Genomic DNA, 24,983 nt, shown 5'->3' with positions numbered 1-24,983 from the left:
GGGTCAGGACCCCAGGACGGTCCCGGCGACCCCCAGCCCCAGGCCCGCCAGCACCAGGAGCAGCAGGACCGCGGTGAGCACCCGCCCGGCGGGGTGACCGACGTTGAGCGTCCAGCCGACCCCGACGCGCTTGGGGACCAGCAGGGCCGGGTCCTCGCGGTTGACGTAGAGCAGGCCGCCGCGCCAGTGCCGGTCGTCGTCGGGCGCGTCCGGGGCACCCGGCGCCGGCGCGGGACCGCCCACCCGGCTGCGGACGACGGTCACCACCACGGCCACGACGAGCCCGGCCCCGAAGACCCCGAGGGTGGACGCCGTCCAGCGCAACCGGTCCGGGTGCAGCCACCCGTCGACGACGATCGCGCACACCAGCCCCGCTCCCAGCAGGGCGCTGACCCCCAGCAGCGACTGCCCGGCGCGTTCGGTCGCCAGCGGCCGGGCGAGGGGGTCGGCGTCGCCGGCGCGCGGGCGCAGCGGGGCGAGCCGCACCAGCCGGGCGAGCACGAGCAGGAAGGCCGTGAGCCCGAGGGCGACCAGCAGCGGGCCGAAGGCGGTCCAGAACGACCGGGCCGCGTAGGCGTCGGGCAGGCCGCCGTCGCCCCAGTGCGTCGGGTACGGGTCCGGCAGCGCGTCGTAGCGGGTCCAGCCGAACGCCGCCGTCGCCAGCACCAGGGCGAGCGCGAGCACGTACCAGTGCACCGGCACCGGCGGGCGGGGGACGTCGCCGAGGGGTGCGGTGAGCCGCACGGGGACGCCCCGGAACCAGCCCTCGGCCGTCTTCGTCGTCTGGATCGGCCTGCGGCACACCACGAACGCCGCGAACCCGAGGACGAGCAGGCCGTAGGTGGACGGCAGCAGCCCCGCCGGGGACGGCACGAGGCCGGCGACGACGGCGGCCAGGGCGGTCAGCGCCACGACCACCACCCGGTAGCGGCGCACGGCGTGCCGCACGACGGGGGCGTCGGCGCGCTCGCGCGGGACGGCGACGCCGAGCGGCAGGGTGCGGGCCGACAGCGACGGGACGAGCAGCAGCGTCAGCCCGACGAGCAGGCAGGCGCCGACGCCGATCGCGGCGGTGGTGCTGGCGTGGTTCACGACGCCTCCTCGCGGGTGGGGGGTGCGAGGTCGCCCAAGACCTCGCGGCAGACGGCGACGACGTCGGGCACGCCGTGGGCGTGGCCCTCGGCGAGCAGGGTCCGCAGACGGGCCCGCCAGTCGTCCAGGACGTGCGGCGGGGACGGCGGGTCCCCCGGCCCGCGGGCCACGACGGACCCGGACTTGCTCGTGGTGCGCAGCAGGCCCTCGGCGCGCAGGCGGTCGTAGGCCTTGGCGACGGTGGCCGTGTTGATGCCGAACCCGGCCGCCAGCGACCGCACCGACGGCAGCGGGGCCCCGGCCGGCAGGGCGCCGGCGGCGACGGCCTCCACGACGCGGTCGCGGATCTGCTGGTAGATCGGGACCGGCGACGTCGGGTCCAGCTCGAGCAGCGGTGCACTCACCGACCCACCCCCCATCTGTCACACCAACACTAGTACAGGTGGGACAGATGGGCGAGGGTCAGGACCGGTGCGGACGTCCCGGCAGGAACTGCTCGACCCGCGCGACGGCCAGCCCGATCCGCGGCAGGTCGGCCGTGCGCTCGAAGCAGACGAAGCGCGGCACCCAGCACGGCTGGTACTTGGCGTTGCTGCGGTACAGCTGCTCCAGCTGCCAGGCCCGCGAGAACACGACGAGCACCCGGTACCACAGGCGCAGGACCGGACCCGCCCCCAGCCGCGACCCCCGGTCGAACACCGACCGGAACACCGCGAAGTTCAGCGAGATGCGCTCCAGGGCGCGCTCGCGAGCGAAGGCCACGACGTCGGTGACGACCAGTTCGACGGTGCCGTTCGGCGCCTCGGGCCGGCGGCGCATGAGGTCCAGCGACACCCCGTGCTCACCCCACGGGACGAACGTCAGCACCGCGAGCAGCTCCCCCCCGGCCCCCCGCGCCGTCGCCACCAGCAGGTCGGGGTCGGCCGCGTCCCCCAGCCGCCCCAGGGCCATCGAGAACCCCCGTTCCCGCCCCTCGCGCCACGCCGCCGCGCACGCGGCGAGCTCGGCCAGCTCCCCGGCCGCGACGTCGCGCTGACGGCGGACCTGCACCCGCGTCCCGCCGCGGCGCGCGCGGTTGACGGCCTGGCGCAACGAGCGGACGGCCCGCCCCTCCAGGCTGAACGCCGGCACGTCCAGCACGGCCTCGTCGCCCACCTCCAGGACCTGCAGCCCGGCGCGGTGGTAGACCGCGGCGCCCGCCTCGGAGGTGCCGACGACGGCCGGGGTCCAGGCGTGGGCCGCGAGCTGGTCCCGCCAGGCCTGCACCGCCGCGGGCCAGGACGTCTCGTTGCCGACGGGGTCGCCGCTGGCCACGCTCACCCCGCCCACGACGCGGTGCACCACGGCCGCCCGCCCGTTGGGGGCGAAGACGGCCGTCTTGTCCCGGCGCAGGCTGAAGTAGCCCAGCGCGTCCCCCTCGCCCTCGGTGGCCAGCAGGTGCCGCAACCGGTCCTCGTCGGCGCCGAGCGCGGCCGGGTCGGCGGCGGGCTGGAACAGGAGCCAGGTGACGAGCAGCACCAGCACGGTGCCGGCGGCGTTGAGCACGACGTCGACCCAGCTCGGGACGAGGACCCCGTCGGGGAAGACCACGAAGCTGTCGACCGAGAACAGCGTGCCGGCGGCGGCGTACCAGACCCGCTCGAACAGCGCGCCCGCGTGCTCCTGGGTGGCGAGGACGAGCCCCGTGCCGACGGCCAGCCACGCGGCGACGGCACCACCGCCGGTGCGCACGGCCCGACGCACCCCCAGCCGCGAGGGCAGCACCGGGAACCGCGGCCGGGCCAGGGCCAGCAGACCCAGCACCGACAGCTGCACGAGCAGCAGCCCCAGGGGCAGCGTCACCTCGTACACCGCGCTCCACAGGGCGTTGAACAGGGCGTTCAGGCCCGTCACGACCACGGCCGTCCACCACGCGGCGCGCTTGCGCTGGTGCAGCGAGCGGGCCAGCAGCAGCAGGACCGTCCCGTAGCCCAGGCTGGGCCAGCTCGTGGCGAAGACCAGGTCCACCACGACCGGCACGGCGCGCTGGGCCCCGTCCGACAGGGGGGCGTGGACGGCCATGGCCAGCGACAGCACCCCGGACAGGACGAACACCCACGTCACCGCCCGGGCCGCTTCCGACCGGGCCCGGTCCCCCCACCGGCCCGGTGCGGCGTCCCGGGCCCCCGCCCGGGCCGCCGCCCGTCCCCCCGTCCGCACCTCGCCGCGCACGTCCGTGCTCACGACCCCGCCCCCCTGCGTCCCGCCGGCCCCCCGGCCCGTCCCCCGCTGTCGAGGGTGCCCGGGGCGGTGGCGGCACCGCGTCCGTCCCGGGGACGGGATCACCACGACCGGCCCCCCTCCGACGGCGGGGGGCGCCTCCCCCCGGGGGACGACGCGGGGGACGACGCGGGGGACGACGCGGGGGCTGCGCGAGCGGGTGGCCGGGGTCAGCCGGCGGGCGGCACCTGCCGGGCCAGGAGGGCGGCCTGCATCCGGCTGCGGACGGCGAGCTTGCCGAGGATGGAGCTGACGTGGTCCTTGACCGTGCCCACCCCCAGGGCAAGCTCGGCGCCGATGGCGGCGTTGGACAGCCCCTGCGCCAGCAGCCCGAGCACGTCGCGCTCGCGCGCGGTCAGCGAGGCGAGCCGCCGCACCACCTCCGGCGGCGGGCCGACGGCCTCGGGGTGGTCGGTGAGCAGGGTCCGGGCCGCGCGCGGGGAGAGCACCACCCCGCCCGCGGCCAGCGTCCGCACCGCCTGCAGCAGCCCGGCGGGGTCGGTGTCCTTGAGCAGGAACCCGCAGGCCCCGGCGCGCAGGGCCTGCGCGACCTGCTGGTCGGTGTCGAAGGTCGTGAGCATCGCCACGGCCGGCGGGGACGGGGCGCGCAGGACCTCGGCCAGGACCGTCAGCCCGTCCACGACCGGCATCCGCACGTCCAGCAGGACGACGTCGGGCCGTTCCCGGGCGATGAGGGCGACGGCCTCGTGCCCCGCACAGGCACCCACGACCCGCACGTCGGCGCCGGAGTGCAGGATCATCGTCAGCCCCGACCGGACGAGGGCCTCGTCGTCGACGACGACGACCCGGACGACGCCGGCGCTCCCGGGGGCGGACCGGTCCACCTCAGCGCACCGGGGTCAGGGTGGCGTGCGCGGCGCGGAGCCGGTCGTGCCAGTGCTCCACCCGGTCCGGCGGTGCCGCGAAGCGCTGCAGCAGTTCGGGATCGGCCGCGACGGCTCCGACGGGCAGGCTCCCGCCCGCGGGCAGCAGCGGCGCCCCGGTGACGTCGGCCGCCAGCAGCGCCGCCGTCCCCAGCCCGCAGGCGAACGGCAGCTCGGGCAGGGCCGCGGCCAGCGCCGTGCCGGCGGCGATGCCCACGCTGGTGTCCAGCGCGGAGGACACGACGACGGGCAGCCCGCACGCCCGCGCCACCGCGAGCGCCGGCCGCACCCCGCGCAGGGGCGCGACCTTGACCACGACGACGTCGGCGGCCTCCAGGCCCGCGACCCGCAGGGGGTCCTCGGCCTTGCGGACGCTCTCGTCGGCCGCGAGGGGCACGACCGTGCCGGCGGCGGCGAGCCGGCGGCGCAGCAGGGCCATCTCCTCCAGCGTCGCGCAGGGCTGCTCGGCGTACTCCAGGCCGTGCGGGGCCAGGTCGCCCAGGACCCGCTCGGCCTCCTCCACGCTCCAGCCCGCGTTGGCGTCCACCCGGATCCGCCCCGCCGGGCCCAGCACCTCCCGCACGGCCGCGACGCGGGCGACGTCCTCGCGGCGGCGGGTGGCGGCGTCGGCGCCCGCCTCGGCGACCTTCACCTTCGCGGTGCGGCAGCCGGGGAAGGCCGCCAGCACCGCCGGGACGTCCTGCGCCGCGACGGCGGGGACGGTGGCGTTGACCTCGACCCGGTCGCGGCGCGGGGCGGGCCAGCCGTGCCAGGCGGCCTCGATCCCGGCCTCCAGCCAGCGGCCCGCCTCGGCCGGCCCGTACTCCAGGAAGGGGGCGAACTCCCCCCAGCCGGCCGGACCCTCCAGCAGCACGGCCTCGCGCTCGAGGATGCCGCGGAAGCGGCGGCGCAGCGGGAGCCGGACGACGTGGGCGCGGGCGAGCAGGTCCTCGACGGGCGGCGGGTCGAGGGGCGGGACCCCGGGGATCGTGGCGGGCACGGGCCCAGCATGGCGCGCGCGGACCGGGCGGGGTCGCGCCGGGCCCGGGCCCTAGGCTCGGGGTGTGTCGGCCCTTCCCGGTGTGAGCGAGACCTTCGACCCGACGGCGTGGGCGGAGGTGGCCGGGTTCGAGGACCTGCAGGACGTCACCTACCACCGCAGCGTCGTGGACGGCCCGGCCCGCGGGACGGTCCGGATCGCCTTCGACCGCCCGGAGGTCCGCAACGCCTTCCGGCCCGGCACGGTCGACGAGCTGGCCCGGACCCTGGACCACGCGCGCCGGACCCCGGACGTGGGGTGCGTGCTGCTGACCGGCAACGGGCCGAGCCCGAAGGACGGCGGCTGGGCGTTCTGCTCCGGCGGGGACCAGCGCATCCGGGGCCGGTCGGGGTACCAGTACGCCGGCGGTGAGACGTCGGACACCGTCGACGCGGCGCGCGCGAAGGCCGAGGGCGGCCGGTTGCACGTCCTGGAGGTGCAGCGGCTCATCCGGTTCATGCCCAAGGTCGTCATCGCCGTCGTGCCGGGGTGGGCCGCCGGGGGCGGGCACAGCCTGCACGTCGTGGCCGACCTCACGCTGGCCAGCGCCGAGCACGCCCGGTTCAAGCAGACCGACGCCGACGTGGGCTCGTTCGACGCCGGGTACGGGTCGGCGTACCTGGCCCGGCAGGTGGGGCAGAAGTTCGCCCGCGAGATCTTCTTCCTGGGCCGCCCGTACACGGCCCAGCAGGCGCACGAGATGGGCATGGTCAACGAGGTCGTCCCGCACGCCGAGCTGGAGGCGACGGCGTTGCGGTGGGCGGCGGAGATCAACGGCAAGTCGCCCACGGCGCAGCGGATGCTGAAGTTCGCGTTCAACGCCGTCGACGACGGGATGGTCGGCCAGCAGGTGTTCGCCGGGGAGGCGACGCGGCTGGCGTACATGACCGACGAGGCCGTGGAGGGCCGGGACGCGTTCCTCGGCAAGCGGGACCCGGACTGGTCGCCGTTCCCCTGGTACTTCTGACCGGTTCCCCGGGGTGGTCACCCACCCCGGGGAACGTCGGGCCGTCGGACCGTCGGGTCTCAGTCGACGGGGTGCTGCTCGGGGTAGACGGCGTCCACCTCGATCTCCACGAGCCAGCCCGGCACCGGCAGCGTGGCGATCTCCAGGGCGGCGCGCGAGGGCACGGCGGCGTTCTCCCGCAGCGGGGCGGCGGGGTCGCCGGTGCCCATCGGGACGAGCACCGGTTCGCGGGTCTCCAGGTCGACGTTGGCGAAGTACTGCCGGTAGGCGCGGTTCCAGCCCGCGAAGTCGGCGACCTCGGCCCCGGCCTCGTTGTCGAGGAACACCCGCATGGTGATGACGTCGTCGAAGTCCAGGCCCACCGAGGCCAGGTTCTCCCCGATCGCGGCGAGCGCGTTGAGGCCCTGCGCCTCGGTGAGGGTGACGCCCTCGGGCAGTTCCCCGCCGAAGGCGGCGTAGTCGACGTACCCCTCGGCCGACCCGGCGGGGGCGTCGGGGTTCATCAGCGTGGGCCCGGTGCCCGACGACTTGTAGATCGCGGTCCCGGCGCCGATCCCGACGCCGCGGGCGATGCTCGGGTTGGTGCTGCCGACGGGCAGGTTCACCGCGACGGTCCCGGGTGCGGGGGTCGAGAACCGCTCGGCGGCGACCCCGGCGCCGGCTCCGGCCCCCAGCAGCAGGGCGGCGCCGGCGGCGATCGCCAGGGGACGGCGGTGCTTCTTCACGACGGGCCTCCAGGAGTTCTCTCCGGTCGGGGACGGCGGGGTGGTCACGAGGTCATGACCCGTTCGTGCAGGGCGGTGACGGCGGCGCGGGCCGAGGTCATCGCGCCGTGCTGCCAGGCGATCGCGTGCGAGAGGTGGTCGCCGGCGAAGTAGACGTTGCCCTGGGGGGCGAGCAGCGTCCGGTAGTCCGGGCCCTCCTGGTCGGCCCAGCCGACCCAGCCACCCTCGGAGAACCTCGTCGCGCTCCAGGACACCGAGAACGAGGACGTGATGTCGCGGCCGTAGACGTCGCCGTGGATCTTCGCGCCGTTGACGACGGCGCGGCTGCGGCGGGCCGAGTGCGGCAGGGCGGCGTAGTCCAGGGCGTCCTGGCCGTAGTTGTAGTACCCGACGACGACGCCGGAGGACCCGTGGAAACCGGACGACGGGTACCAGATGTGCGACAGGTCCAGGTCGGTGTTGGTGATGCCGCCGTAGATGCGCCGGTCCTCCTCCCACCAGCGGCGGGAGTACTCCAGGCCGATCTTCCCGGTCGCGCCCGGCCGGGGGGCCTGCAACGCGGTCGTGACGGCGGGGCCGAGGTTGTGCGGGATGCGGGCGGCGAGGTGCGGGGGGATCGTGTTGACGACGAAGTCGGCGGTGGCGGTGTGCGGGACGCCCGCGGCGTCGGTGTAGTCGACGTCGGCGCCGGTGGGGGTGGTGCGGATCCCGGTGACCGTCGCGCCGTAGCGGATCTTCGCCGGGCCGACGGCGCGTTCGAGGGCGTAGGCGATGCGGTCCATCCCGCCGACGGGCTGCAACATCATGACGGCCTGGTCCCAGCCGAACTCGAAGGAGAACTCCCGGCCGATGCCGCTGGCGATGACGTCGCCGAGGGCGGGGGCGGGCGAGACGGTGCCGGACTGCAGACCGGCGCCGGGGGCGACGTCGTAGCCGCGCCGGCCCGAGCCGCCGAGGTAGAGGTTGGCGGCGGCGTCGTCGCCGGTGGAGTTCCCGAGGTCGCCGAAGTCGCGCAGGAACTCGATGAGCGATTCCCGGTCGTCGGCGGACAGTTCCCCGTCGAGGGCCCCGGCGTCGGTGGCCTTGGCGAGCAGTTCGGAGACGTACCCGTACACGTCGGCCTTGGCCGCGCGGTGGGTGACGGCCTGGTTGGAGACCGCGGTGTCGCCGGTGTAGTAGAGGAGCGCGTTGGCGTTCTGGTTGACGAAGGGTTCCAGCGGGACGCCGAGCTCGCGGCAGTAGTCCATCGTGACGTGGTGCTGGGGGATGCGGCCGGGGCCGGCGTTCATGTACTGCCCGTCGGCGAACCGGACCCGCTGGGTCTCGCCGTTCAGGTCGGTCTCGGTGTCCCCGCCGCGGACCGTCCAGTTCCGGCCGCCGGGGCGGCCACGGCCCTCCAGGAGGGTGACCCGGTACCCGGCCTTGCCGAGCTCGTACGCCGTCGTCAGCCCGGCGATGCCGGCGCCGAGGACGAGGACGGTGCGGGCCGAGCGGCCCGAGAGGGTGAAGTCGGAGGGGTTGGGCGGGGTGAAGGCGGTGGCGGGGGTGGCGACGGCGGCGGGCGCCAGGCCCAGCGCTCCCATCGCCCCGAACATGGCTCCGGCTCCTCCGGTGGCACCCACGCCACGGAGGAAGTTCCTGCGGGAAACGCGCACGGTTCTCCTCGAGCTCCTCGGCCGGTCCGGGGGTGGGCCGGTCGGGAACACCTTCGTGATCACGTGTTTCGTGTGCGTTTCCTGTGCGTTGTCTTCGCATGAAGTGTGTACACCCCCGCTGAACGGCGGCGGGAGGAACCCGGGCCGGCTCGTCGCCGCGGGCGAGCACGGCGCTCACCCCCGCCGCCCACGATCAGGCGGTGAGCCTGGGCGCCAGCGGCGCGGACAGCACGTCCTCGATCTCCTCGACGGACACCGGCCGGCAGTACAGGTGCCCCTGGGCGAGGTGGCACCCCATCTCGCGCAGGATCTCGGCCTGCTCGACGTGCTCGACGCCCTCGGCGACGATCGTCAGGCCCAGGGCCTGACCCATCTTCACCATCCCCTCGACGAGGGCGCGGGCCGTCGGCTCGGTGGCGATGTCGCGCACGAAGCTGCGGTCGATCTTGAACGAGGAGAACGGCCGGTGGCGCAGGTAGCCCAGGGAGGAGAACCCCGTCCCGAAGTCGTCGATGGTGAGCTGCGCACCGGTGTCGGCGAGGTCGCGCAGCCGGTCCACGACGTCGTCGTCGATCATGACGGACTCGGTCATCTCCAGGTGCAGCCGGCAGCCGCTGGCCCCGGCCTGACGCACGGCGGCCGCGACGCGCACGGTGAAGTCGGGGTGGCGCAGCTGCACCGGTGAGACGTTCACCATGAGGTCGAGCCGGCGGCCGGCGGACCCCTGGATGCGCTCGGCGTCGCGGGTGACCTGGCGCAGCACGGAGTCCCCGATGCCGACGACCGTGCCGGAGCGTTCGGCGAGCCCGATGAACTCCTCCGGTCCGACGAGGGGTTCGACGGCGCCACCGCGGTCGCGGCGCCAGCGGACGAGGGCCTCCAGCCCCACGACGGGCGCGCCGGTGACCCCGGCCCCGGCGCCGGCGTGCTGCAGGTCCACGATGGGCTGGTAGTGCACGACGAACGCCTCGGCGGGGGCCTGCTGCAGGTCCTCGATCACCTGCAGGCGGGCGATCTCCTCCTCCAGCAGTTCCGGGCGGAACTCCACCCAGCGGTTCTTGCCCGTCGCCTTGGCCCGGTACATGGCGGTGTCGGCGTTGCGCAGCAGGGTCCCGACGTCGTCGCCGGGGCGGGCGCGGGACAACCCGATGGACCCCTGGACGCGCAGCACGTGCCCGCGCATCCGGACCTCCACCCGCAGGGCGACGAGCACGCGCCGGCACAGACCCTCGACGTCGACGCAGTCGGGCAGCAGGACGGCGAACTCGTCGCCGCCGAGGCGGGCGACGGTGCTGCCCCCGCGCAGGGTGTCGCGCAGCCGCGACCCCACGAGCCGCAGGAGCTCGTCGCCGGCCTCGTGGCCGAAGCGGTCGTTGACGCCCTTGAACCCGTCGAGGTCGAGGTAGAGCACGACGAGGCGGTCCAGGCGGCCGGCCTCGCGGGCCCGGTCGAGCTCGGTGGCCAGCCGCTCGGAGAACTGCAGGCGGTTGGGCAGGCCGGTCACGACGTCGCGGCGGGCCAGGCCGTGCATCTCCTCGCTGGCGCTGACGCGGAAGAACGCGGCCTCCCCGACGGAGGCGAGCGCCTCCAGCGCCTTCTCGTCCGCGGCGCGCTGGTTGGGGTCCCGGCGCCGGGGCGCGGTGATGTGCAGGACGACGCCGTCGCCGGCGACGACGGGGACGCCGATCTCCTCCTCGCCGGGCCCGACGGAGCGGACCATCGCGGCGGGGGTCCCGGCGACCATGCGGGCGTGCTTCTGCAGGGCGCGCGCCAGGTCCGCGCGCCGGCCCTGGGTGTGCAGGGCGGTGGCGGCCTCGAACAGGGCCTCGGTGCGGCGGGCGACGTCGCGGGTCTGGCGCATGGCCCGGGTGGCGACCATGGTGACGATCATGGGGATGACCAGCAGCAGGGCCACCCAGTGCGGCAGCTGGAAGTACACGAGCCCACCGAGGTAGCCCAGCCCCCCGACGGCGACGATGGTGCCGCCGGCCAGCCAGGCGCCGGAGTGCAGCAGTTCCCGGCGCAGGCTCGTGCGCTCCTGCACGGCGACCGAGACGGCCGAGACGGCGACGTCGACGACGAACACGGCCAGGACGGCGACCAGGACCGCGACGAGCTCGGTCGGCGTGGCCCGCACGGCGATGGCGTGGACGGGGCCGGTGCCCTCGACCGGTCCGGCCACGTCGAAGGCGGCGAGCACGAGCAGGGCCACGGGCAGGAACAGCACGCCGATGCTGGCGTTGTAGACGCGGCTGACCCAGCTCTTGCGCTGCAGCAGGTTCGTCGGCACGACGCACAGGCACCAGGCCAGGGCCGCGCTCGTCGGCCGGGCGAAGCAGAGCAGGAACACCAGGACGCCGACGTCGAACTGCACCTCGATGCCGGCGTGCTTGGTGTTGATCTGGTAGGGGAACCGCGTCAGCAGCTGCATGAGCGGCAGCCCCAGGACGAGGCACCACGCCAGTTCGCTCCAGGCCGGGCCGCCGCGGGCGCCGAGGAAGAACGTCACGGCCGTGACGACGGCGGCGAGGGCCAGGAGGGTGACCGCGCCGTCGAACAGCACGCTGCCCACCGGCCGGCGTTCCCGCACACCTGCGCTCATCGACACCTCCTCCTGCCCCGAACGAGGCTCATCCTGACACTCCGGCACCATCCGGTCACGCTCGATCAGGGTTCGCGACCCGGTTGCACTCGATCGGACCAGCCCGCCACCCACCCTGACCTGCGACGTCCCACCCGGTGACGACCTCTCGCCACGCACGGCGGTGACCGGTGCGGCACGGTCCGGCCGTACCCTGCGCGCGTGCGACCGCTGCTCCCGCTCGCCGTCCCGGCCGGCGAGGCCGTCCTGGACCTGCTGCCCACGCTCGCCCGGGCCCTGGCCGGCGAGCTCGACCACGCCCTGCTCCCCCACGCCGCGGACGCCGCCCCGGACCCGGCGCTGGGCCCGGGGCGGGCGCTGGCCCCGGCCGAGGACGACCCGGCCGACCCCACCGCGGTCGTCGTGGCCACGTCCGGCTCGACCGGGACCCCCAAGGGCGCGCTGCTGCCCGCCGGCGCCCTGCGCGCCTCCGCGGCCGCGACCGACGCCCGGCTGGCCCCCGGCGCGGGCACCCGGCAGTGGGTGCTGGCCCTGCCCGCCCACCACGTCGCCGGTCTGCAGGTGCTGCTGCGGTCGGTGCGGGCCGGGACCGAACCCGTCGTCCTGCCCGCCGGTCCCTCCACCCCCGCGGCCTTCGTCGCGGCCACGGCCGCCGCGACGGGGACGCACCTGCTGACCTCCCTGGTGCCGACCCAGCTCGTCCGGCTGCTCGACGCCGGCGAGGAGGCCGAGGCCGCCCTGCGCCGCTACGCCGCCGTCCTCGTCGGCTCGGCCGCGACACCGGCCCCGCTGCTGGCCCGGGCCCGCGCGGCCGGGGTGCGCGTGGTCACCACCTACGGCTCCAGCGAGACGTGCGGGGGCTGCGTCTACGACGGCCGGCCCCTCGACGGCGTCCACGCGGACGTGCGCGAGGGCCGGCTGGTGCTGTCCGGGCCGGTCGTGGCGCGCGGCTACCGCGGGCTGCCCGGGCACCCCGCCTTCCCGGCGGGCCCGGGACCGCGCACGTTCCGCACCGACGACACCGGCGAGGTCGCGGGCGGGCGGGTGCGGGTCCTGGGGCGGGTGGACGACCTCATCACCACCGGCGGGCTGAAGCTGGCCCCCGGGCTCGTGGAGGAGGCGCTGAGCGGGACGCCCGGGATCGGGGAGGTCGTCGTCGTCGGCGTCCCCGACGCCGAGTGGGGCCAGCGCGTCGTGGCGTGCGTCGTGCCGGCCGGGACCGCCCCGACGCTGGCCGAGGTCCGCGACCGGGTCGCGGGCGTCCTGGACCGCTGGGCCGCGCCCCGGCAGGTGCTGGTCCTGCCCGAGCTGCCGCTGCGGGGCCCGGGCAAACCGGACCGGGCCCGGCTGCGGGCCCTGGCGGCCGGGGACCGCTGACCGTCCCCGCTGGGGCGAGCGCGCCGCGGGTGCGAAAATGGGGCATGACCCGCCTGGTGCCGCTCGTGCTCGTCCTGGCCCTCACCGTGTGGTGCCTGGTGAGCATCGCCCAGGCCCCCGAGGGCACGCTGCGGAACCTGCCGCGGTGGGCGTGGGTCCTGCTGGTCCTGCTCGTCCCCCTCGTCGGGGGCATCGCCTACGTCGTGGCCGGGCGCCCCACCGACCAGCCGCCCCGCCCCCACGGGTCGCGGCCGGCGCCGCGCGGCCCGGACGACGACGAGGAGTTCCTGCGTGGCCTGTGACACCCACCCCGTCGCCGGGGCCGCCGCGCGGGGTTGGCACGATGGACGCTCGTGTCCGACCCCGCGCCGCTCCCCCTGCCCTCCAGCCCGGTGACCCACCGGCGCGCCACCGCCCGGCAGTGGGCCGCCGCGGCCCGCCCGCGCACGCTGCCCGCGGCCATCACGCCGGTCCTCGTCGGGACCGGCGCCGCCGCCGCCGTCGACGGGGTCGCGTGGGTCCCGGCGGTCCTGGCCCTCGTGGTGGCGCTGGCCCTGCAGGTCGGCGTCAACTACGCCAACGACTATTCCGACGGCATCCGCGGCACCGACGACGACCGCGTCGGCCCGTTCCGGCTCGTGGGCTCCGGCGCGGCCGAGCCGCGCCACGTCCGGGACGCGGCCTTCGCCTGCTTCGCCGTCGCCGGCCTGGCCGGGCTGGTCGTGGTGGCCCTGTCCGGGGCGTGGTGGCTGCTGCTGGTCGGGGCCGCCAGCGTCGCCGCCGCCTGGTACTACACCGGCGGCAAGCGCCCCTACGGCTACGCCGGGCTCGGGGAGGTCTTCGTCTTCGTCTTCTTCGGCCTCGTCGCCGTCACGGGCACCACGTACGTCCAGGCCGGCCGCATCGACGGCACCGCCGTCGCCGGCGCCTTCTGCGTCGGGTTCCTGGCCTGCGCGATCCTCGTGGCCAACAACCTGCGCGACGTGCCCACCGACGCCCTGGCGGGCAAGCGCACCCTGGCCGTGCGCCTGGGCGAGCAGCGCACCCGCACCCTGTACGCCGCCCTCGTCGTCGGCGCGTTCGTCGCGGCCCTGACCACGGTGCCGTGGCACCCCTTCGCGGCCCTCGTGCTCCTGGCCGGGGTCCTGGCCCAGCGGCCGGTGCGCGCCGTCCTGGGCGGGGCCGGCGGCCGCGACCTCATCGCGGTCCTGAAGGACACCGGCCAGCTGGAACTGCTGGCCGGTGCGCTGCTCGCCCTCGGACTGGCGCTGTGACCGGCGGCGCGGGACAGTTCGGCCATGGGTGAGATCCGTGGCTGAGACGCAGGGCGACATCGACGTCTGGGCGGACGGGGAGCACCGCTACCGGGCGGTGCTGGAGACGTCGGCCGGCCGGCGCAGCGAGCACGTCGTGACGAGCGACGCCGACCTGCTCGAGCGGATCCACGCGACCGACGCCGAGGAACCCTTCCTGGTCCGGCGGGTCCTGGAGGTCCTCCTCGACGCCGCCGAGACGTCCGGCGGTGACGTGCCCGAGGTCGTCGACCTGCGCGAGCTGGACCGCGAGCGGCCCGAGCTGCTGCCGAGCGTGCCGCTGCGCTGAGGCGCGCCCGAACCCCGGGGTCCGCCGTCAGTCCTCGGCGGCGTTGTCCTCGTCCAGGCCGCGGTCGAAGCGCGACTTCTTCGCCGTGCCGTTCTGGCGGGCCTCGATGCGCCCGTCGATGCGCTGCTGCAGCGCCACGGCCATCTGCTCGCGCTGGCGGCGCAGCAGGACCAGGGAGAGCAGCACGGACACGACGGCGGCGATGAGGATCGCGAGCCAGCCGACGGCACCGGCCTCGCGGGCCACGACGAGGCACAGCACGAAGATGCCGAGCCGCAGGATGGTGTAGCGCAGCGTCACACCCATGGTTCAGACCCCCGCGTAGGAGTGCAGGCCGGGGAAGAAGATGTTCACGACCAGGTAATTGAAGAGCATGCAGGCGAAGCCGAGGACCGAGAGCCAGGCGGCGCGCTTGCCGTCCCAGCCGCGGGTCGCGCGGGCGTGCAGGTAGGCGGCGTAGACGACCCAGATGACGAACGTCCACACCTCCTTGGAGTCCCAGTTCCAGTAGCGGTTCCAGGCCACCTGCGCCCACACCGCACCGGCGATGAGGGTGAACGTCCACATGACGAACGCCACCGCGTTGAGGCGGAACGCGGTGCGCTCCAGCTCCACCGACCCCGGCAGGGCGTCCATGAAGACCCCACCCGGGCGCCCGCCGGCGGCGCGGGTCGCGTCGCGCTTCTGCTGCACGAGCTGCAGCACCGTGGCGGAGAACCCCAGCGTCGACAGCGCCGTGGCGAGGATCGCGACGAAGACGTGGATGATCAGCCAGTAGCTGTCCAGGGCGGGCACGAGCTGGGCCGCCTCGACGTAGAAGCTGCGCAGCGCGATGCCCAGCGTCGCCAGCACGGGGCCGGCGACGAAGGTGCCGAGGTAGCGGGCGTCGCGCCCGCCGCCGAGGCCCGCCCGGTGGGCCCGCAGGACCGCGACGAGGTAGCCGACGGCCACCACGCACGAGCCGGTGAGGGCGAACTCGAACATGTTGCCCCACGGCACCCGGTGCACCGACAGCCCGCGCGTGACGACGGCGCCGAGGTGCAGCAGGGTCGCCACGACGAACAGCGACGTCCCCACGGCGGCGGCGCGGCGCCGGCGCGCGGTGGCCGGGCGTTCCAGCGTCGTCGTGCCGCCCCCGGCGCTCGCGGCAGCGGTGCGGCGCGCCTCGCGGGACTTGATCTCCTTGGCGCCCTCGGCCAGGTCGCCCGCGTAGGCGATGAAGGAGAACAGGTACGCGGTCATCCCGCCGTAGAGCAGGACGTTGCTGACGTTCGCGATGTTCTCGTCGACGGTCACGGTCTCTCCTCGGGCACGTGCACTGACTGCTCATGGTCCCCCACCGCGGGGGGTGCTGGCGAACCACCGGGGTCCGGCGCGGGCTCCGGCTCGGGGTCCGGCTCACCCACGGCCTCGCGCAGCCGGCGCAGGACGCCCTCGACCTCCTCGGCCAGCCCCGCGTCGTTGCCGCGGGCGAGCCCGCCGACCTGCACGGTGGTCCCGGCGGCGCCGGCGCTCGCCGTGACCCACACGCGGCGGCGGGGCAGGAACAGCGAGAGCACCAGACCGGTCGTGGCGAGCAGGGAGAAGACGAGCGCCGCCGTCTGACCCGGGGTGTAGCGGACGTCGAAGCTGGCGAAGCGTTCCAGGCCGGCGAACTCCACCGTCCCCAGCCCGTCCGGCAGCGCGACGGTCTGCCCGGGGCTCATCGTCAGCGGGAAGGGCTGGCCGTCCGGCCCCAGCACCTCGCTCATGCCCGAGGTGTCCAGCGTGTAGACGTTCTGCGCCACCCCGTCGCCGAGGCCGAGGTCACCGGTCCACACGCGCGCGACGAGGACGGGGTTGGCGGCGTCGGGGAAGGCCGAGACCGGCTCCCCCGCCGCGTTGGTCGACGCGGTCGGCAGGAACACCCCCTGGATCCCCAGCTGCACCGGGCGGCCGTCGGCGCCGACGGCGTCGGGCACCTTGACGACACCGGTGGAGTCGTAGTTCCCCGTCTGCGGGAGGAAGGGCGTCGCGCCGTCCTGGACGACGTTCCCCTGCCCGTCGCGCACGACGAGGACCGGCGCGTACCCGTTGCCGGACAGGGAGACCTGGGTGTGCCCCACCTTGGCGGGGTGGTTGACCCGGATCGTCTCCTCCCGCGGCGCCGCGCCCGGCTCGTCGGCCAGGGTCACCGTGGCCGCGAACCGGCGGGGTTCCCCGATCTGGGAGGTCTGCTGCGCCTCGAAGGCGACGTCCATCGAGTCCAGCGTCAGCGCGAACGGCGGGACGTCGTCGATGGTGCTCCAGGTGCCGCCGGAGAAGCTGTCGAGCTGGGTGCCGACCATCGTGCCGCCGGTCGTGACGATCCGCTGCCCCGCGTAGGAGAACAGCGAGCTGGAGGCGATGGCGATGAGCAGACCGACCAGGGAGAGGTGGAACAGCAGGTTCCCGGTCTCGCGGTGGTGCCCCTTCTCGGCCGCGACCGACCCCTCGCGCCGCTCGACGCGGAAGCGCCGCCGGGCCAGCACCGAGCGGGCCGCGTCGAGCACCTCCTCCGGCGCCGTCGTGAGCGTCGCCGCGCGCTGCTCGGGCAGCCGGTCCAGCCGGGCCGGGGTGCGCGGGGGCCGGGAGCGCAGCGAGCGCCAGTGCACCGCCACCCGCGGCAGCACGCACCCGATGAGGGAGATGAACAGCAGCAGGTAGATCGCCGAGAACCAGACCGAGGAGTAGACGTGGAACCCCTGCAGCCGTTCCACCCACGGCCCCGCGGTGGGGTGGTCGCTCATCCACGTCGCCACGCCGGAGGGGTCGTTGTTCTCCTGCGGGAAGGTCGAGCCGGGGACGGCCGCGACCGCGAGCAGCATGAGCAGGAACAGCGCCGTGCGCATGCTCGTCAGCTGCCGCCAGCAGTAGCGGGCGAACTCCAGCGGCTTCAGCTCCGAGGCCAGTTCGCGCTTCGGCTTCGGGGCGCGCCCGGCCTCCTGCCCCGCGTCGCGGTAGGCGTCGCGGAGGTCGTCGAGGTGGGTCTCGTCCGTGCGGGCCATCAGATCACCGGTTCGAAGTTGTTCACGAGGTGGACCTGCAGCCAGCTCACGAGGGGCTGGAACTGCCCGGTCACGAGCAGCAGACCGATGGCGACGAGCAGCAGGGCGCCGAAGCGGTCGAGCGCGACGCGGTGCCGGCGCAGCACACCGATGACCTTCATGCCGCGGCCGTAGGCCAGGGCGACGAGGACGAACGGGATCCCCAGGCCGAGGCAGTAGACCAGCCCCAGGGCCGTGGCCCGGGACCCGTCGCCCGTCGTGAACGCCATCGCGGAGATGGCCGCGAAGATCGGGCCGATGCACGGGGTCCAGCCCAGGCCGAACAGGACCCCCAGGACGGGCGCTCCGAGGAGGCCGGCGCGGGGCCGCCAGCGCACCTTGACCTCGCGCTGGGCCCAGGCGGGCGAGAACAGCAGCAGCAGACCACCGCCGAGGACCACGACCCCCAGCACCCGTTGCAGCACCCGCTGGTGCTCCAGGAGCAGGTCCCCGGCGGCCCCCGCGGTGAAGCTCACCAGGACGAAGACGGCCGAGAACCCCAGCACGAACAGCGAGGCACCGAGGACCATCCGCCCGCGCCGCTGCTGCTCCAGCCCCCCGCCGGACAACCCCGTCACGTAGGCGAGGAACCCGGGGACGAGCGGCAGCACGCACGGGGACAGGAACGAGACGAGACCGGCGAGCGCCGCCAGCGGCACCGCGAGCAGCAGCGGTCCGCTCTGGACGTACTGCGGCAGCGTCGAGGCCGTGCTCAGCGCGGAGGTCATGCGGGCGCGCCCTCCGGGGCCGGGGCGGCACCGGCGTCGTCGAGCATCCCGGACAGGTCCAGGCGACGGACGATCCCGGAGGCGCGGGCGGCGACCCTGCCCTCGGCGTCCAGCACGAGGGTCGTGGGGGTGGCCTGCACCGAGTAGGTCCGCAGCGCCAGCATCGCGGTCCCGGAGTCGGCGTCGAGGATCGAGGGGTAGGTGATGCCGAAGCTCCGCTGGAACGAGTCGGCGATCGCGGCGGTGTCCCGGGTGTTGATCCCCAGGAACTGCACGTCGCGGCCGGAGTACTCCTGCCAGACGGCTTCGAGGTCCCGTGCTTCCGCACGGCACGGCGCGCACCCGGCGTACCAGGCGTTCAGCACGACGACCTCGCCGCGGTACTGCGACAGCTCGATCGTGGACCCGTCCACGGCGGTGCCGGTGAACTCCACCGGGTCGCGGCGCTCGTCCGGCCCCCACTGCACGATCGAGCCGTCACCGTCGATGTAGTTCTTGCCCTGCGGTTCGGGCAGCCCGTCGCCCCTGCCGCAGCCCGCGACGACGAGCGTCGACAGCGCGGCGACCCCGAACGCCCGGCGAGACGGCCCCATCAGGCCCCCGGGACCGGGTCGGCGCCGATCAGGAGGTCGGCGGCGGGTTCGGTGTAGGCGACCGAGACGAGGGTGCGGCCGGAGAACTCCAGCGACGTGACCGAGGCCAGGGCGCACTGGCGCCGCCGCGGGTCGTGGACCAGGGGCCGGCCCTCGGCGCGCAGCCGGGTCACCCAGACGGGCAGCTGGTGGCTGACGAGCACCGACTCCCGGCCCGGGAAGGCGTCCCGGGCGTCGCGGACGACGGCGGTCATGCGGGCGATCTGCTGCTCGTAGGGCTCGCCCCAGCTCGGCTGGAACGGGTTCCACAGCCGCGGCCACACGCGCGGGTCGCGGATGGAGCCGGCGCCGTCGGTGACGCGGTGGCCCTCGAAGCTGTTGCCGGCCTCGATGAGGCGGGCGTCGGTGCCCAGGGCGAGGTCGTGGGTGCGGGCCACGGGGGTCGCGGTCTCCTGGGCCCGCTGCAGCGGGGACGCGGTGACCGAGGCGACGTCGTGGTCGGCGAAGAACTCCCCCAGCCGGGTCGCCATCCGCTGCCCGCGCTCGGACAGCCGGTACCCCGGCAGCCGGCCGTAGAGGACCCGCTCGGGGTTGAAGACCTCGCCGTGGCGGACGAGGTGGACCGTCGTGCGGGTCACAGTGCCCCACCCCCCTGCGCCGCGGCGCGCGCCGCTCCCGGCAGCGCCTCCAGGACGCGGCCGATGGCGTCCTCGTCGTGGCTGGCGGACAGGAACCACGCCTCGAAGGCGCTGGGCGGCAGGTGCACCCCCGCGTCGAGCATGGCGTGGAAGAAGGCCCGGAAGGCGCCGAGGTCCTGCCGGCGGGCCTCGTCGTAGTTGCTCACCGCGTCCAGGCCGGTGAAGAAGACGCTGAACATCGAGCCCGCGGTGTTGACGACGTGCGGGACGCCCGCGGCGCTCAGGGCGGCGCTGGCCGCGTCGCGGACCGTGGCCGCGTTCGCCTCGACGGCGGCGTAGACCTCCGGGGTCGCCCCCCGCAGCGTGGCGAGCCCGGCGGCCGTGGCGATCGGGTTCCCCGACAGCGTGCCCGCCTGGTAGACGGGACCGGCCGGGGCCAGGTGGGCCATGACGTCGGCGCGGCCGCCGAAGGCCGCGGCCGGGAACCCGCCGCCCATGACCTTGCCGAAGGTCAGCAGGTCGGGGGCGTGCTCCAGGCCCAGGCCCTCGTACCCGTACCAGCCGGCGGCGCTGACGCGGAAGCCCGTCATCACCTCGTCGGAGACCAGGAGCGCGCCGTGCTCGCGGGTGAGCCGCCGCAGCAGGGCGGTGAAGCCCGGCGCCGGCCGCACCACGCCCATGTTGCCGGCGGCGGCCTCGGTGATGACGCAGGCGATGCGGTCACCGTGCTCGCGGAAGACCCCCTCGAGCGCCTCGGGGTCGTTGTAGGGGATGACGAGGGTGTCGGCCGCGGCCGGCCCCGTCACGCCCGGGGTGTCGGGCAGCGCGAAGGTCGCCAGCCCGGAGCCCGCCGAGGCCAGCAGCGCGTCGACGTGGCCGTGGTAGTGCCCGGCGAACTTCACGACGACCGGGCGGCCGGTGAACCCGCGGGCCAGCCGGATGGCGCTCATCGTCGCCTCGGTGCCGGAGCTGACCAGGCGCACCTGCTCGACCGGCTCGACGCGGGCGACGATCTCCTCGGCCAGCAGCACCTCCCGCTCGGTCGGGGTGCCGTAGGAGAAGCCGTCGAGCACGGCGGCCTGCACGGCGGCCAGGACGTCGGGGTGGGCGTGCCCGAGGATCATCGGGCCCCACGAGCACAGCAGGTCGACGTACTCCCGGCCGTCCACGTCGGTCAGCCACGGCCCGCGGGCCGAGGCCACGAACCGCGGGGTGCCCCCGACGGCGCGGAAGGCGCGCACGGGCGAGTTCACCCCGCCGGGGATGACCGCGGCCGCGCGCTCGAAGAGGGCGGCCGAGGCGGGAGCGGGGTCGGAGTCGGGGAGGGTCGTCGGGGCGGGCGTCGACGCGGTCACGAGGCCCAGTGTCGCAAGCTCCGGGGGGTGCGTCCGCCCCAGGGGCGTCTACGACCGCGTGTCGGAGGTCTGGCGTGACGGACCTCACGCCCCGCGGCCCGGGCACCCGCACAGCCGGCACCGGAGGCACCGTCAGGTCCACCACAGGTACCAGCCCCTCCGGCCCGTCCGGCGGCACGTGCGCGGGGCGATGACCTGCGGGCCGCCGCCCGCGTCCGCCAGGCCGAACGAGGCCTGCACCGACGACCAGAACGCCCGGCACTCGCACCCCGTCTGCGCGCACGGGGCGTCGTCGTCGACCAGGCGGAACTCCTCGAGCTCGGGGTGGTCGTAGACGACGATCCCCTCCGCGGCGATCCGCTCGTCCGGCCGGCACGGCGGGACGAGGTAGCCGTGGACCTCGACCTCGGCGGGGTGACCGACGGCCGCGACCAGGACCGCGCCGAGGCTGGGCGCGGAGTTCTGCTTGTCCCGCAGGTGCCCGGGCGGCACGCGTTGCAGCAGCGCCGCCGCGGCGGTCCAGGACAGGTCGCGGTAGCGGACGACGTCGCCGGGGTGGTCGGGGCGCCCCAGCACGTACGGCTCCAAGACGTCGAGCACGTCCAGCGTCCAGCTCGGCCCGCCGTCGGCCAGGCGGTGCCAGCACTGCTGGAGGGTCTCGCGCGAGCGTGCCGCCGGGGCCGGGGCCGGGGCCGGGGCCGGGGTGGGGTCGAGGTCCATGCGCCGACCCTGCGCCCGTGCTCGGTCCGCCCGTGGGCCGGCGGTGGGCGGGTGTGGACGACACGCCGCCGGGCCCGGCCTGGGGATCCTCCGGTGGCACCGGCGACCGCCGTCCCCAGCGCAGGAGGACCGCAGGAGGACACTCGCGGTGTGCGCGAGATCACGGACGAGCAGGAGCTGCGACGGCTCGTGGGTGAGCCGGCGCCGCAGGCGCTGGCCAAGGAGCGCGACCACCTGCACGAGCTGGACCGGGCCTGGCTGGCGGCCTCCCCGTTCTGCCTGCTGGCCACCTCCGCCCCCGACGGGACGTGCGACGTCTCCCCCCGCGGAGACCCGCCCGGGTTCGTCCAGGTCCTCGACGACCGGATCCTCGCCCTGCCCGAGCGGCCCGGCAACCGTCGCGTCGACGGGCTGCGCAACGTCCTGGGCAACCCGCACGTCGGGCTGCTCAGCCTGTTGCCCGGCCGCGGGGACGGCCTGCGCATCAACGGCCGCGCCCGCCTCGTCACCGACGCCCCGTTCCTCGACGACATGGTCGTGGCGGGGCACCGTCCGCTGCTGGCGGTCGTCGTGGAGGTCGAGCAGGTCTTCTCCCACTGCTCCAAGGCGTTCCTGCGCTCGGCGCTGTGGGACCCGACGACGTGGACGCCGGAGGCCGTCCCCTCCCGGCCCCGGCTGGCCCAGGCGCTGGAGCGGCCGGAGGTGCCGCTGGAGGAGCTGGAGCGGTACTACGGCCCCAGCTACGCTGCGGGGCTGTACCGCAGCTGACGGTCGCCGGGGTCCGGACCCGTGCGCCTCCCGACACGCGGCCGCGGGGGTCCGCGACGGCATCCGGTCCGCGCGCGAGGACCGCGGCCCCGGAGCCGACCCCTTGCGCTGAGCCGGACCGCGTCGTCGCGGGACCGAGGCGCACGGTGGAGCGTTCGCGCCGCGTAGGTTCAGGCCGTGTCCTCCCACGACCCCCTCCCCGACGTCGCCGCCACCGAGCCGGACGAGCAGGACCTGGTCCGCGACCACCTCCGTTCGCTGAGCGAGGACGCGCTGGTCGGGTTGTTGACCGACAGGCCCGAACTGCTGCGCGGGGCCGTCCCGGCCGACCTGGACGACCTCGCGCAGCGGCTGGCCGCCCCCGGCTACGTGGCCGAGGCCGTCGACCGGCTCGACGCCCCCACCTCGGTCGTCCTGGACGCCGTGTCGTTCCTCGGTCGTGGCGCCCGGCTCAGCCGGCTGGTCTCGCTGCTGACCCCCGACGGTCCCGTGGGCGACCCCGCGGGCGCGGTGCGGGCCCGGGTTAAGGACCTGCTGCGGGCGGGTCTCGTGGTGCCCGCCCCCACTCCGGCGCACCCCGACGGGCTGCGGACGACCACGGGGGTGCAGCGCGTGCTGGTCCCGCTGCTGGGCGGCGTCCCCCTGGACGACCTCCTGGAACGCACGGACGCGCCGGACCTGGCGCGGCGGCTGCGCGCCTGGGGGCTGCCCACCAGCCCCGCCGGTGCCGTCCACCGGGTGCGGAACGTCCTGAACGACCCCGACCTGGTCCAGCGGCTGGCCGCCCGCGCCGACGCGCGGATCGGTACCGCGTTGCGGGAACTGGCCGAGGCCATCCTGCAACCCCGCGAGCAGTTCCGGCCGAACCGGAGGCCGATGGCCGACGCCGTGGCCTGGGCGCTGGAGCACGGGCTCGCCTGGGACCTGACCCACGGCGCCCGCGTCCTGCCCCGGGAGGTGGCCCTCGGATTGCTGGAGGGCTCGGTGCGCGTGCCGTTCCCCGTCCGCGGCCCGGACCTGTCCACCGTCCCGGTCGCCCCCGAGACCGCCCACCGCGCCGCGGCCGGCGCAGCCGTCGAGACCCTCACCGCCGTCTCGGCCGTCGTCGAACTCCTCGGCCGCGCTCCCGTGCCCACCCGCAAGGACGGGTCCATCGGGGCCCGCGAGATCGGCCGGACCGCCAAGACCCTGGCCACCGACCCACGGCTCGTCCGGTTCGCCCTGACCGCCGCCAACCAGCTGGGCCTGCTGGCCCGGGCCGGGGAGACCTCCATCACCGCCTCCGACCGCGCTCCGCAGTGGCGGCGCCACCCACCGGCCGAACGCTACGCCGACCTCCTGCGCACCTGGTGGGACTGGCCGACCCTCGTCGTGCGCGACCGCGACGTGGACGACAAACCCACCGCGATCGGCGGGGCGACGACCGCGCCGCGGGCGGCGGAAATTCGCCGGGAACTGCTGCGCCACCTGGGCCGGCTGCCCGCCGACCGCGGCGTCACCTCCGCCGGGGACCTCGTCGCCCACCTCGCCTGGACCCGGCCGCGGGCGCTGGAACCCCACGACGCCGACGACGTCGTCGACGTGCTGGCCGAGGCCGAACTCGTCGGCGCGGTGGCCGTGGGCACCCTCAGCAGCGTCGGCCACGCCCTGGTCGGGGACGACCGGGACGCCCTGGTCCGCGACGCCGACCTGCTCCTGCCCGCCGTGAACGCCCGTGCCACCTTCGGCTCCGACCTGACCGTCCTGGTCGCCGGCGACCCCGCCGCCCACGTCGTCGACGTGCTGGACACCGTCGCCGCGCGCGAGACCCGCGGCGCGGCGAACTCCTGGCGGTTCACCGACGCGACTTTCCGGGCCGCCCTCGATGCCGGGCACACCGTCGAAGGCCTCCTGGACGGCCTGCGTGAACTCAGCGACAAACCGCTGCCGCAGACGCTGGAGTACCTCGCCCGCGACGTCGGCCGCCGCTACGGCAAGGTCGGGATCCGCCCCGCGGGCACCGTCCTGGTCGGCGAGGAAGCCCTGCTGGCCGAACTCCGCACCCACTCCGGGTTGCGCCGGTTCGCCCTGGTCGCGCTGGCCCCCACCGTGCTGGCCTCGGCGGCCAAGCCGGCCGACGTGCTCGCGGGCGTGCGCGCGGCGGGGTACCTGCCGCGGGAGGAAACCCTCACGGGACAACCTCTCGGCCACACGGTGACGCGGGCCCGACCCCACCTCGACGACCTGGACGGCCCCGGCGGGCAGGGCGTCTCCCCGCACGTGCCGACGGACGCCGGGAACGTCGACGCCGTGGACCGCGACCCGGTCGCGCACGCCCTGCGGTTGCGCGCCGGTGTCCCGCCGGCCCCCGACCCCGCCGTGGAGAAACTCGTCCGCTCGCTGCGCAAGCGGGCCGAAATCCTGCCCGAGGGCGACGTCCGCCAGCTCGCCCACGCCGTCGTGCACCGGCGACCGGTGCACCTGACCGTGCTGTTCGGGGGTTTCTACGAGGACGCGGTGGTGCTGAGCGAGCCGACGCTTCGCGGTCGGGTGCTGCACGACCGCGGCTACCCCGCCGTCGCGGATGTGGCGCTGGTGCTGACGGTGACCCCGCTGGGGTGAGCGGGTTCCGCTGTCGGACAGGCGGCGCGTCAGCTGAGCAGCGCGCGGGCCCACCCGCCGAGGCGGTCCTGGACGCGTGCCAGCTCGACCTCGCCGACGCCGTACTGCTCCACGCGCCGAGGCGTGAGGGTCACCACCAGATGCAGCTGCTGCGCGAAGAGTCGGCGGTCGAAGCCGTCGTCGTGGCTCTCAGAGGTTGTCCTCAAAGGGGGTGATGTGTGCACGGTAGGACCATGAGCGTCCCCACCAGGACTCCCTACCCCTCCGACCTCACCGACGCCGAGTGGGACATCGCCCAAGCCCACCTACCCCA

General features: G+C 75.6%; 23 protein-coding genes. 7 read left to right on the top strand and 16 right to left on the bottom strand.

Annotated elements, in window-relative coordinates:
• Nucleotides 1-3 precede the first annotated feature (3 nt).
• The 5 genes from AB2L27_RS09230 to AB2L27_RS09210 all read right to left on the bottom strand — a co-directional run bounded on the left by AB2L27_RS09230 (nt 4) and on the right by AB2L27_RS09210 (nt 5,235).
• Nucleotides 4-1,092, bottom strand: a complete 1,089-nt coding sequence (locus AB2L27_RS09230) for a DUF5808 domain-containing protein (RefSeq protein ID WP_370441191.1) — start codon at nt 1,090-1,092, stop codon at nt 4-6.
• The gene (locus AB2L27_RS09225; RefSeq protein WP_370441190.1) at nt 1,089-1,496 is read right to left on the bottom strand and encodes a GntR family transcriptional regulator; all 408 of its coding nucleotides are present in this window, start codon (nt 1,494-1,496) and stop codon (nt 1,089-1,091) included. The genes AB2L27_RS09230 and AB2L27_RS09225 overlap by 4 nt, the downstream gene beginning before the upstream one ends.
• Nucleotides 1,497-1,554: 58 nt before the next feature.
• The gene (locus AB2L27_RS09220; protein ID WP_370441189.1) at nt 1,555-3,315 is read right to left on the bottom strand and encodes a phosphatidylglycerol lysyltransferase domain-containing protein; all 1,761 of its coding nucleotides are present in this window, start codon (nt 3,313-3,315) and stop codon (nt 1,555-1,557) included.
• Nucleotides 3,316-3,521: 206 nt separating this feature from the next.
• Nucleotides 3,522-4,112 carry a response regulator gene (locus AB2L27_RS09215; RefSeq protein ID WP_370441315.1) on the bottom strand — a complete coding sequence of 197 codons (591 nt, stop codon included), beginning with the start codon at nt 4,110-4,112 and terminating at the stop codon, nt 3,522-3,524.
• Between the two features lie 85 nt (nt 4,113-4,197).
• Entirely contained in the window at nt 4,198-5,235 is a 1,038-nt protein-coding gene (locus AB2L27_RS09210) for an o-succinylbenzoate synthase (protein WP_370441188.1), read from the bottom strand.
• Between the two features lie 64 nt (nt 5,236-5,299).
• On the opposite strand from AB2L27_RS09210, the gene AB2L27_RS09205 reads away from it, so the two are divergent.
• Nucleotides 5,300-6,241, top strand: a complete 942-nt coding sequence (locus tag AB2L27_RS09205) for a 1,4-dihydroxy-2-naphthoyl-CoA synthase (protein ID WP_370441187.1) — start codon at nt 5,300-5,302, stop codon at nt 6,239-6,241.
• Between the two features lie 59 nt (nt 6,242-6,300).
• On the opposite strand, the gene AB2L27_RS09200 is transcribed toward AB2L27_RS09205, so the two are convergent.
• From AB2L27_RS09200 to AB2L27_RS09190, 3 genes are all read right to left on the bottom strand, one after another.
• Nucleotides 6,301-6,966 carry a Rid family hydrolase gene (locus AB2L27_RS09200; RefSeq protein WP_370441186.1) on the bottom strand — a complete coding sequence of 222 codons (666 nt, stop codon included), beginning with the start codon at nt 6,964-6,966 and terminating at the stop codon, nt 6,301-6,303.
• 44 nt (nt 6,967-7,010) lie between these two features.
• The gene (locus tag AB2L27_RS09195) at nt 7,011-8,561 is read right to left on the bottom strand and encodes a flavin monoamine oxidase family protein (protein WP_370441185.1); all 1,551 of its coding nucleotides are present in this window, start codon (nt 8,559-8,561) and stop codon (nt 7,011-7,013) included.
• 253 nt (nt 8,562-8,814) lie between these two features.
• Nucleotides 8,815-11,223 carry a putative bifunctional diguanylate cyclase/phosphodiesterase gene (locus AB2L27_RS09190; RefSeq protein ID WP_370441184.1) on the bottom strand — a complete coding sequence of 803 codons (2,409 nt, stop codon included), beginning with the start codon at nt 11,221-11,223 and terminating at the stop codon, nt 8,815-8,817.
• A gap of 201 nt (nt 11,224-11,424) precedes the next feature.
• Here AB2L27_RS09190 and menE point away from each other — a divergent pair, with 201 nt between their 5' ends.
• From menE to AB2L27_RS09170, 4 genes are read left to right on the top strand one after another with little or no spacing between them, the layout of a single operon-like run.
• Nucleotides 11,425-12,600 (top strand): o-succinylbenzoate--CoA ligase, encoded by a 1,176-nt coding sequence (gene menE, locus AB2L27_RS09185; RefSeq protein WP_370441183.1) that lies wholly within the window; start codon nt 11,425-11,427, stop codon nt 12,598-12,600.
• A gap of 44 nt (nt 12,601-12,644) precedes the next feature.
• Nucleotides 12,645-12,902 (top strand): PLDc N-terminal domain-containing protein, encoded by a 258-nt coding sequence (locus AB2L27_RS09180; protein WP_370441182.1) that lies wholly within the window; start codon nt 12,645-12,647, stop codon nt 12,900-12,902.
• Between the two features lie 51 nt (nt 12,903-12,953).
• Entirely contained in the window at nt 12,954-13,874 is a 921-nt protein-coding gene (locus AB2L27_RS09175) for a 1,4-dihydroxy-2-naphthoate polyprenyltransferase (RefSeq protein WP_370441181.1), read from the top strand.
• Nucleotides 13,875-13,911: 37 nt separating this feature from the next.
• Nucleotides 13,912-14,202, top strand: coding sequence for a hypothetical protein (locus AB2L27_RS09170; protein ID WP_370441180.1), 291 nt, complete (start codon nt 13,912-13,914; stop codon nt 14,200-14,202).
• Between the two features lie 27 nt (nt 14,203-14,229).
• Here the strand turns inward: AB2L27_RS09170 and AB2L27_RS09165 are convergent, their stop codons facing one another.
• The 8 genes from AB2L27_RS09165 to AB2L27_RS09130 all read right to left on the bottom strand — a co-directional run bounded on the left by AB2L27_RS09165 (nt 14,230) and on the right by AB2L27_RS09130 (nt 21,301).
• Nucleotides 14,230-14,508 (bottom strand): DUF4229 domain-containing protein, encoded by a 279-nt coding sequence (locus AB2L27_RS09165; RefSeq protein WP_370441179.1) that lies wholly within the window; start codon nt 14,506-14,508, stop codon nt 14,230-14,232.
• A gap of 3 nt (nt 14,509-14,511) precedes the next feature.
• Complete coding sequence (gene ccsB / locus AB2L27_RS09160) at nt 14,512-15,498, bottom strand: c-type cytochrome biogenesis protein CcsB (protein WP_370441178.1); 987 nt, start codon at nt 15,496-15,498, stop codon at nt 14,512-14,514.
• Nucleotides 15,495-17,228: a cytochrome c biogenesis protein ResB gene (gene resB, locus AB2L27_RS09155; RefSeq protein ID WP_370441177.1), complete on the bottom strand. Its 1,734-nt coding sequence runs from the start codon at nt 17,226-17,228 to the stop codon at nt 15,495-15,497. The genes ccsB and resB overlap by 4 nt, the downstream gene beginning before the upstream one ends.
• Entirely contained in the window at nt 17,228-17,995 is a 768-nt protein-coding gene (locus AB2L27_RS09150; protein ID WP_370441176.1) for a cytochrome c biogenesis CcdA family protein, read from the bottom strand. Before AB2L27_RS09150 ends, resB begins: the two co-directional genes overlap by 1 nt.
• On the bottom strand, nt 17,992-18,588 hold the full coding sequence (locus AB2L27_RS09145; protein ID WP_370441175.1) for a TlpA family protein disulfide reductase: 597 nt from the start codon (nt 18,586-18,588) through the stop codon (nt 17,992-17,994). Before AB2L27_RS09145 ends, AB2L27_RS09150 begins: the two co-directional genes overlap by 4 nt.
• Nucleotides 18,588-19,226, bottom strand: a complete 639-nt coding sequence (locus AB2L27_RS09140) for a histidine phosphatase family protein (RefSeq protein ID WP_370441174.1) — start codon at nt 19,224-19,226, stop codon at nt 18,588-18,590. Before AB2L27_RS09140 ends, AB2L27_RS09145 begins: the two co-directional genes overlap by 1 nt.
• Nucleotides 19,223-20,581 (bottom strand): glutamate-1-semialdehyde 2,1-aminomutase, encoded by a 1,359-nt coding sequence (gene hemL, locus AB2L27_RS09135; protein ID WP_370441173.1) that lies wholly within the window; start codon nt 20,579-20,581, stop codon nt 19,223-19,225. Before hemL ends, AB2L27_RS09140 begins: the two co-directional genes overlap by 4 nt.
• A gap of 132 nt (nt 20,582-20,713) precedes the next feature.
• Nucleotides 20,714-21,301: a hypothetical protein gene (locus AB2L27_RS09130; RefSeq protein ID WP_370441172.1), complete on the bottom strand. Its 588-nt coding sequence runs from the start codon at nt 21,299-21,301 to the stop codon at nt 20,714-20,716.
• A gap of 150 nt (nt 21,302-21,451) precedes the next feature.
• Between AB2L27_RS09130 and AB2L27_RS09125 the strand changes: the two genes are divergently transcribed.
• Both AB2L27_RS09125 and AB2L27_RS09120 read left to right on the top strand, forming a co-directional pair.
• On the top strand, nt 21,452-22,069 hold the full coding sequence (locus AB2L27_RS09125; RefSeq protein WP_370441171.1) for a pyridoxamine 5'-phosphate oxidase family protein: 618 nt from the start codon (nt 21,452-21,454) through the stop codon (nt 22,067-22,069).
• Nucleotides 22,070-22,246: 177 nt separating this feature from the next.
• On the top strand, nt 22,247-24,670 hold the full coding sequence (locus tag AB2L27_RS09120) for a helicase-associated domain-containing protein (protein WP_370441170.1): 2,424 nt from the start codon (nt 22,247-22,249) through the stop codon (nt 24,668-24,670).
• Nucleotides 24,671-24,983 lie beyond the last annotated feature (313 nt).

The sequence above is a fragment of the Kineococcus halophytocola genome (assembly GCF_041276425.1).
Lineage (GTDB): Bacteria > Actinomycetota > Actinomycetes > Actinomycetales > Kineococcaceae > Kineococcus > Kineococcus halophytocola.
The sequence above is the reverse complement of the archived record's forward strand: the minus strand, read 5'-3'. Positions and strand labels throughout refer to the sequence as shown.

Excerpts from the sequence above, each read along its gene's own strand:
- AB2L27_RS09215 (WP_370441315.1), bottom strand. The coding sequence starts at position 4,112 with ATGATCCTGCACTCCGGCGCCGACGTGCGGGTCGTGGGTGCCTGTGCG.
- AB2L27_RS09195 (WP_370441185.1), bottom strand. The coding sequence starts at position 8,561 with ATGTTCGGGGCGATGGGAGCGCTGGGCCTGGCGCCCGCCGCCGTCGCC.
- AB2L27_RS09190 (WP_370441184.1), bottom strand. The coding sequence starts at position 11,223 with ATGAGCGCAGGTGTGCGGGAACGCCGGCCGGTGGGCAGCGTGCTGTTC.
- AB2L27_RS09180 (WP_370441182.1), top strand. The coding sequence starts at position 12,645 with ATGACCCGCCTGGTGCCGCTCGTGCTCGTCCTGGCCCTCACCGTGTGG.
- AB2L27_RS09165 (WP_370441179.1), bottom strand. The coding sequence starts at position 14,508 with ATGGGTGTGACGCTGCGCTACACCATCCTGCGGCTCGGCATCTTCGTG.
- resB (WP_370441177.1), bottom strand. The coding sequence starts at position 17,228 with ATGGCCCGCACGGACGAGACCCACCTCGACGACCTCCGCGACGCCTAC.
- AB2L27_RS09150 (WP_370441176.1), bottom strand. The coding sequence starts at position 17,995 with ATGACCTCCGCGCTGAGCACGGCCTCGACGCTGCCGCAGTACGTCCAG.
- AB2L27_RS09145 (WP_370441175.1), bottom strand. The coding sequence starts at position 18,588 with ATGGGGCCGTCTCGCCGGGCGTTCGGGGTCGCCGCGCTGTCGACGCTC.
- AB2L27_RS09130 (WP_370441172.1), bottom strand. The coding sequence starts at position 21,301 with ATGGACCTCGACCCCACCCCGGCCCCGGCCCCGGCCCCGGCCCCGGCG.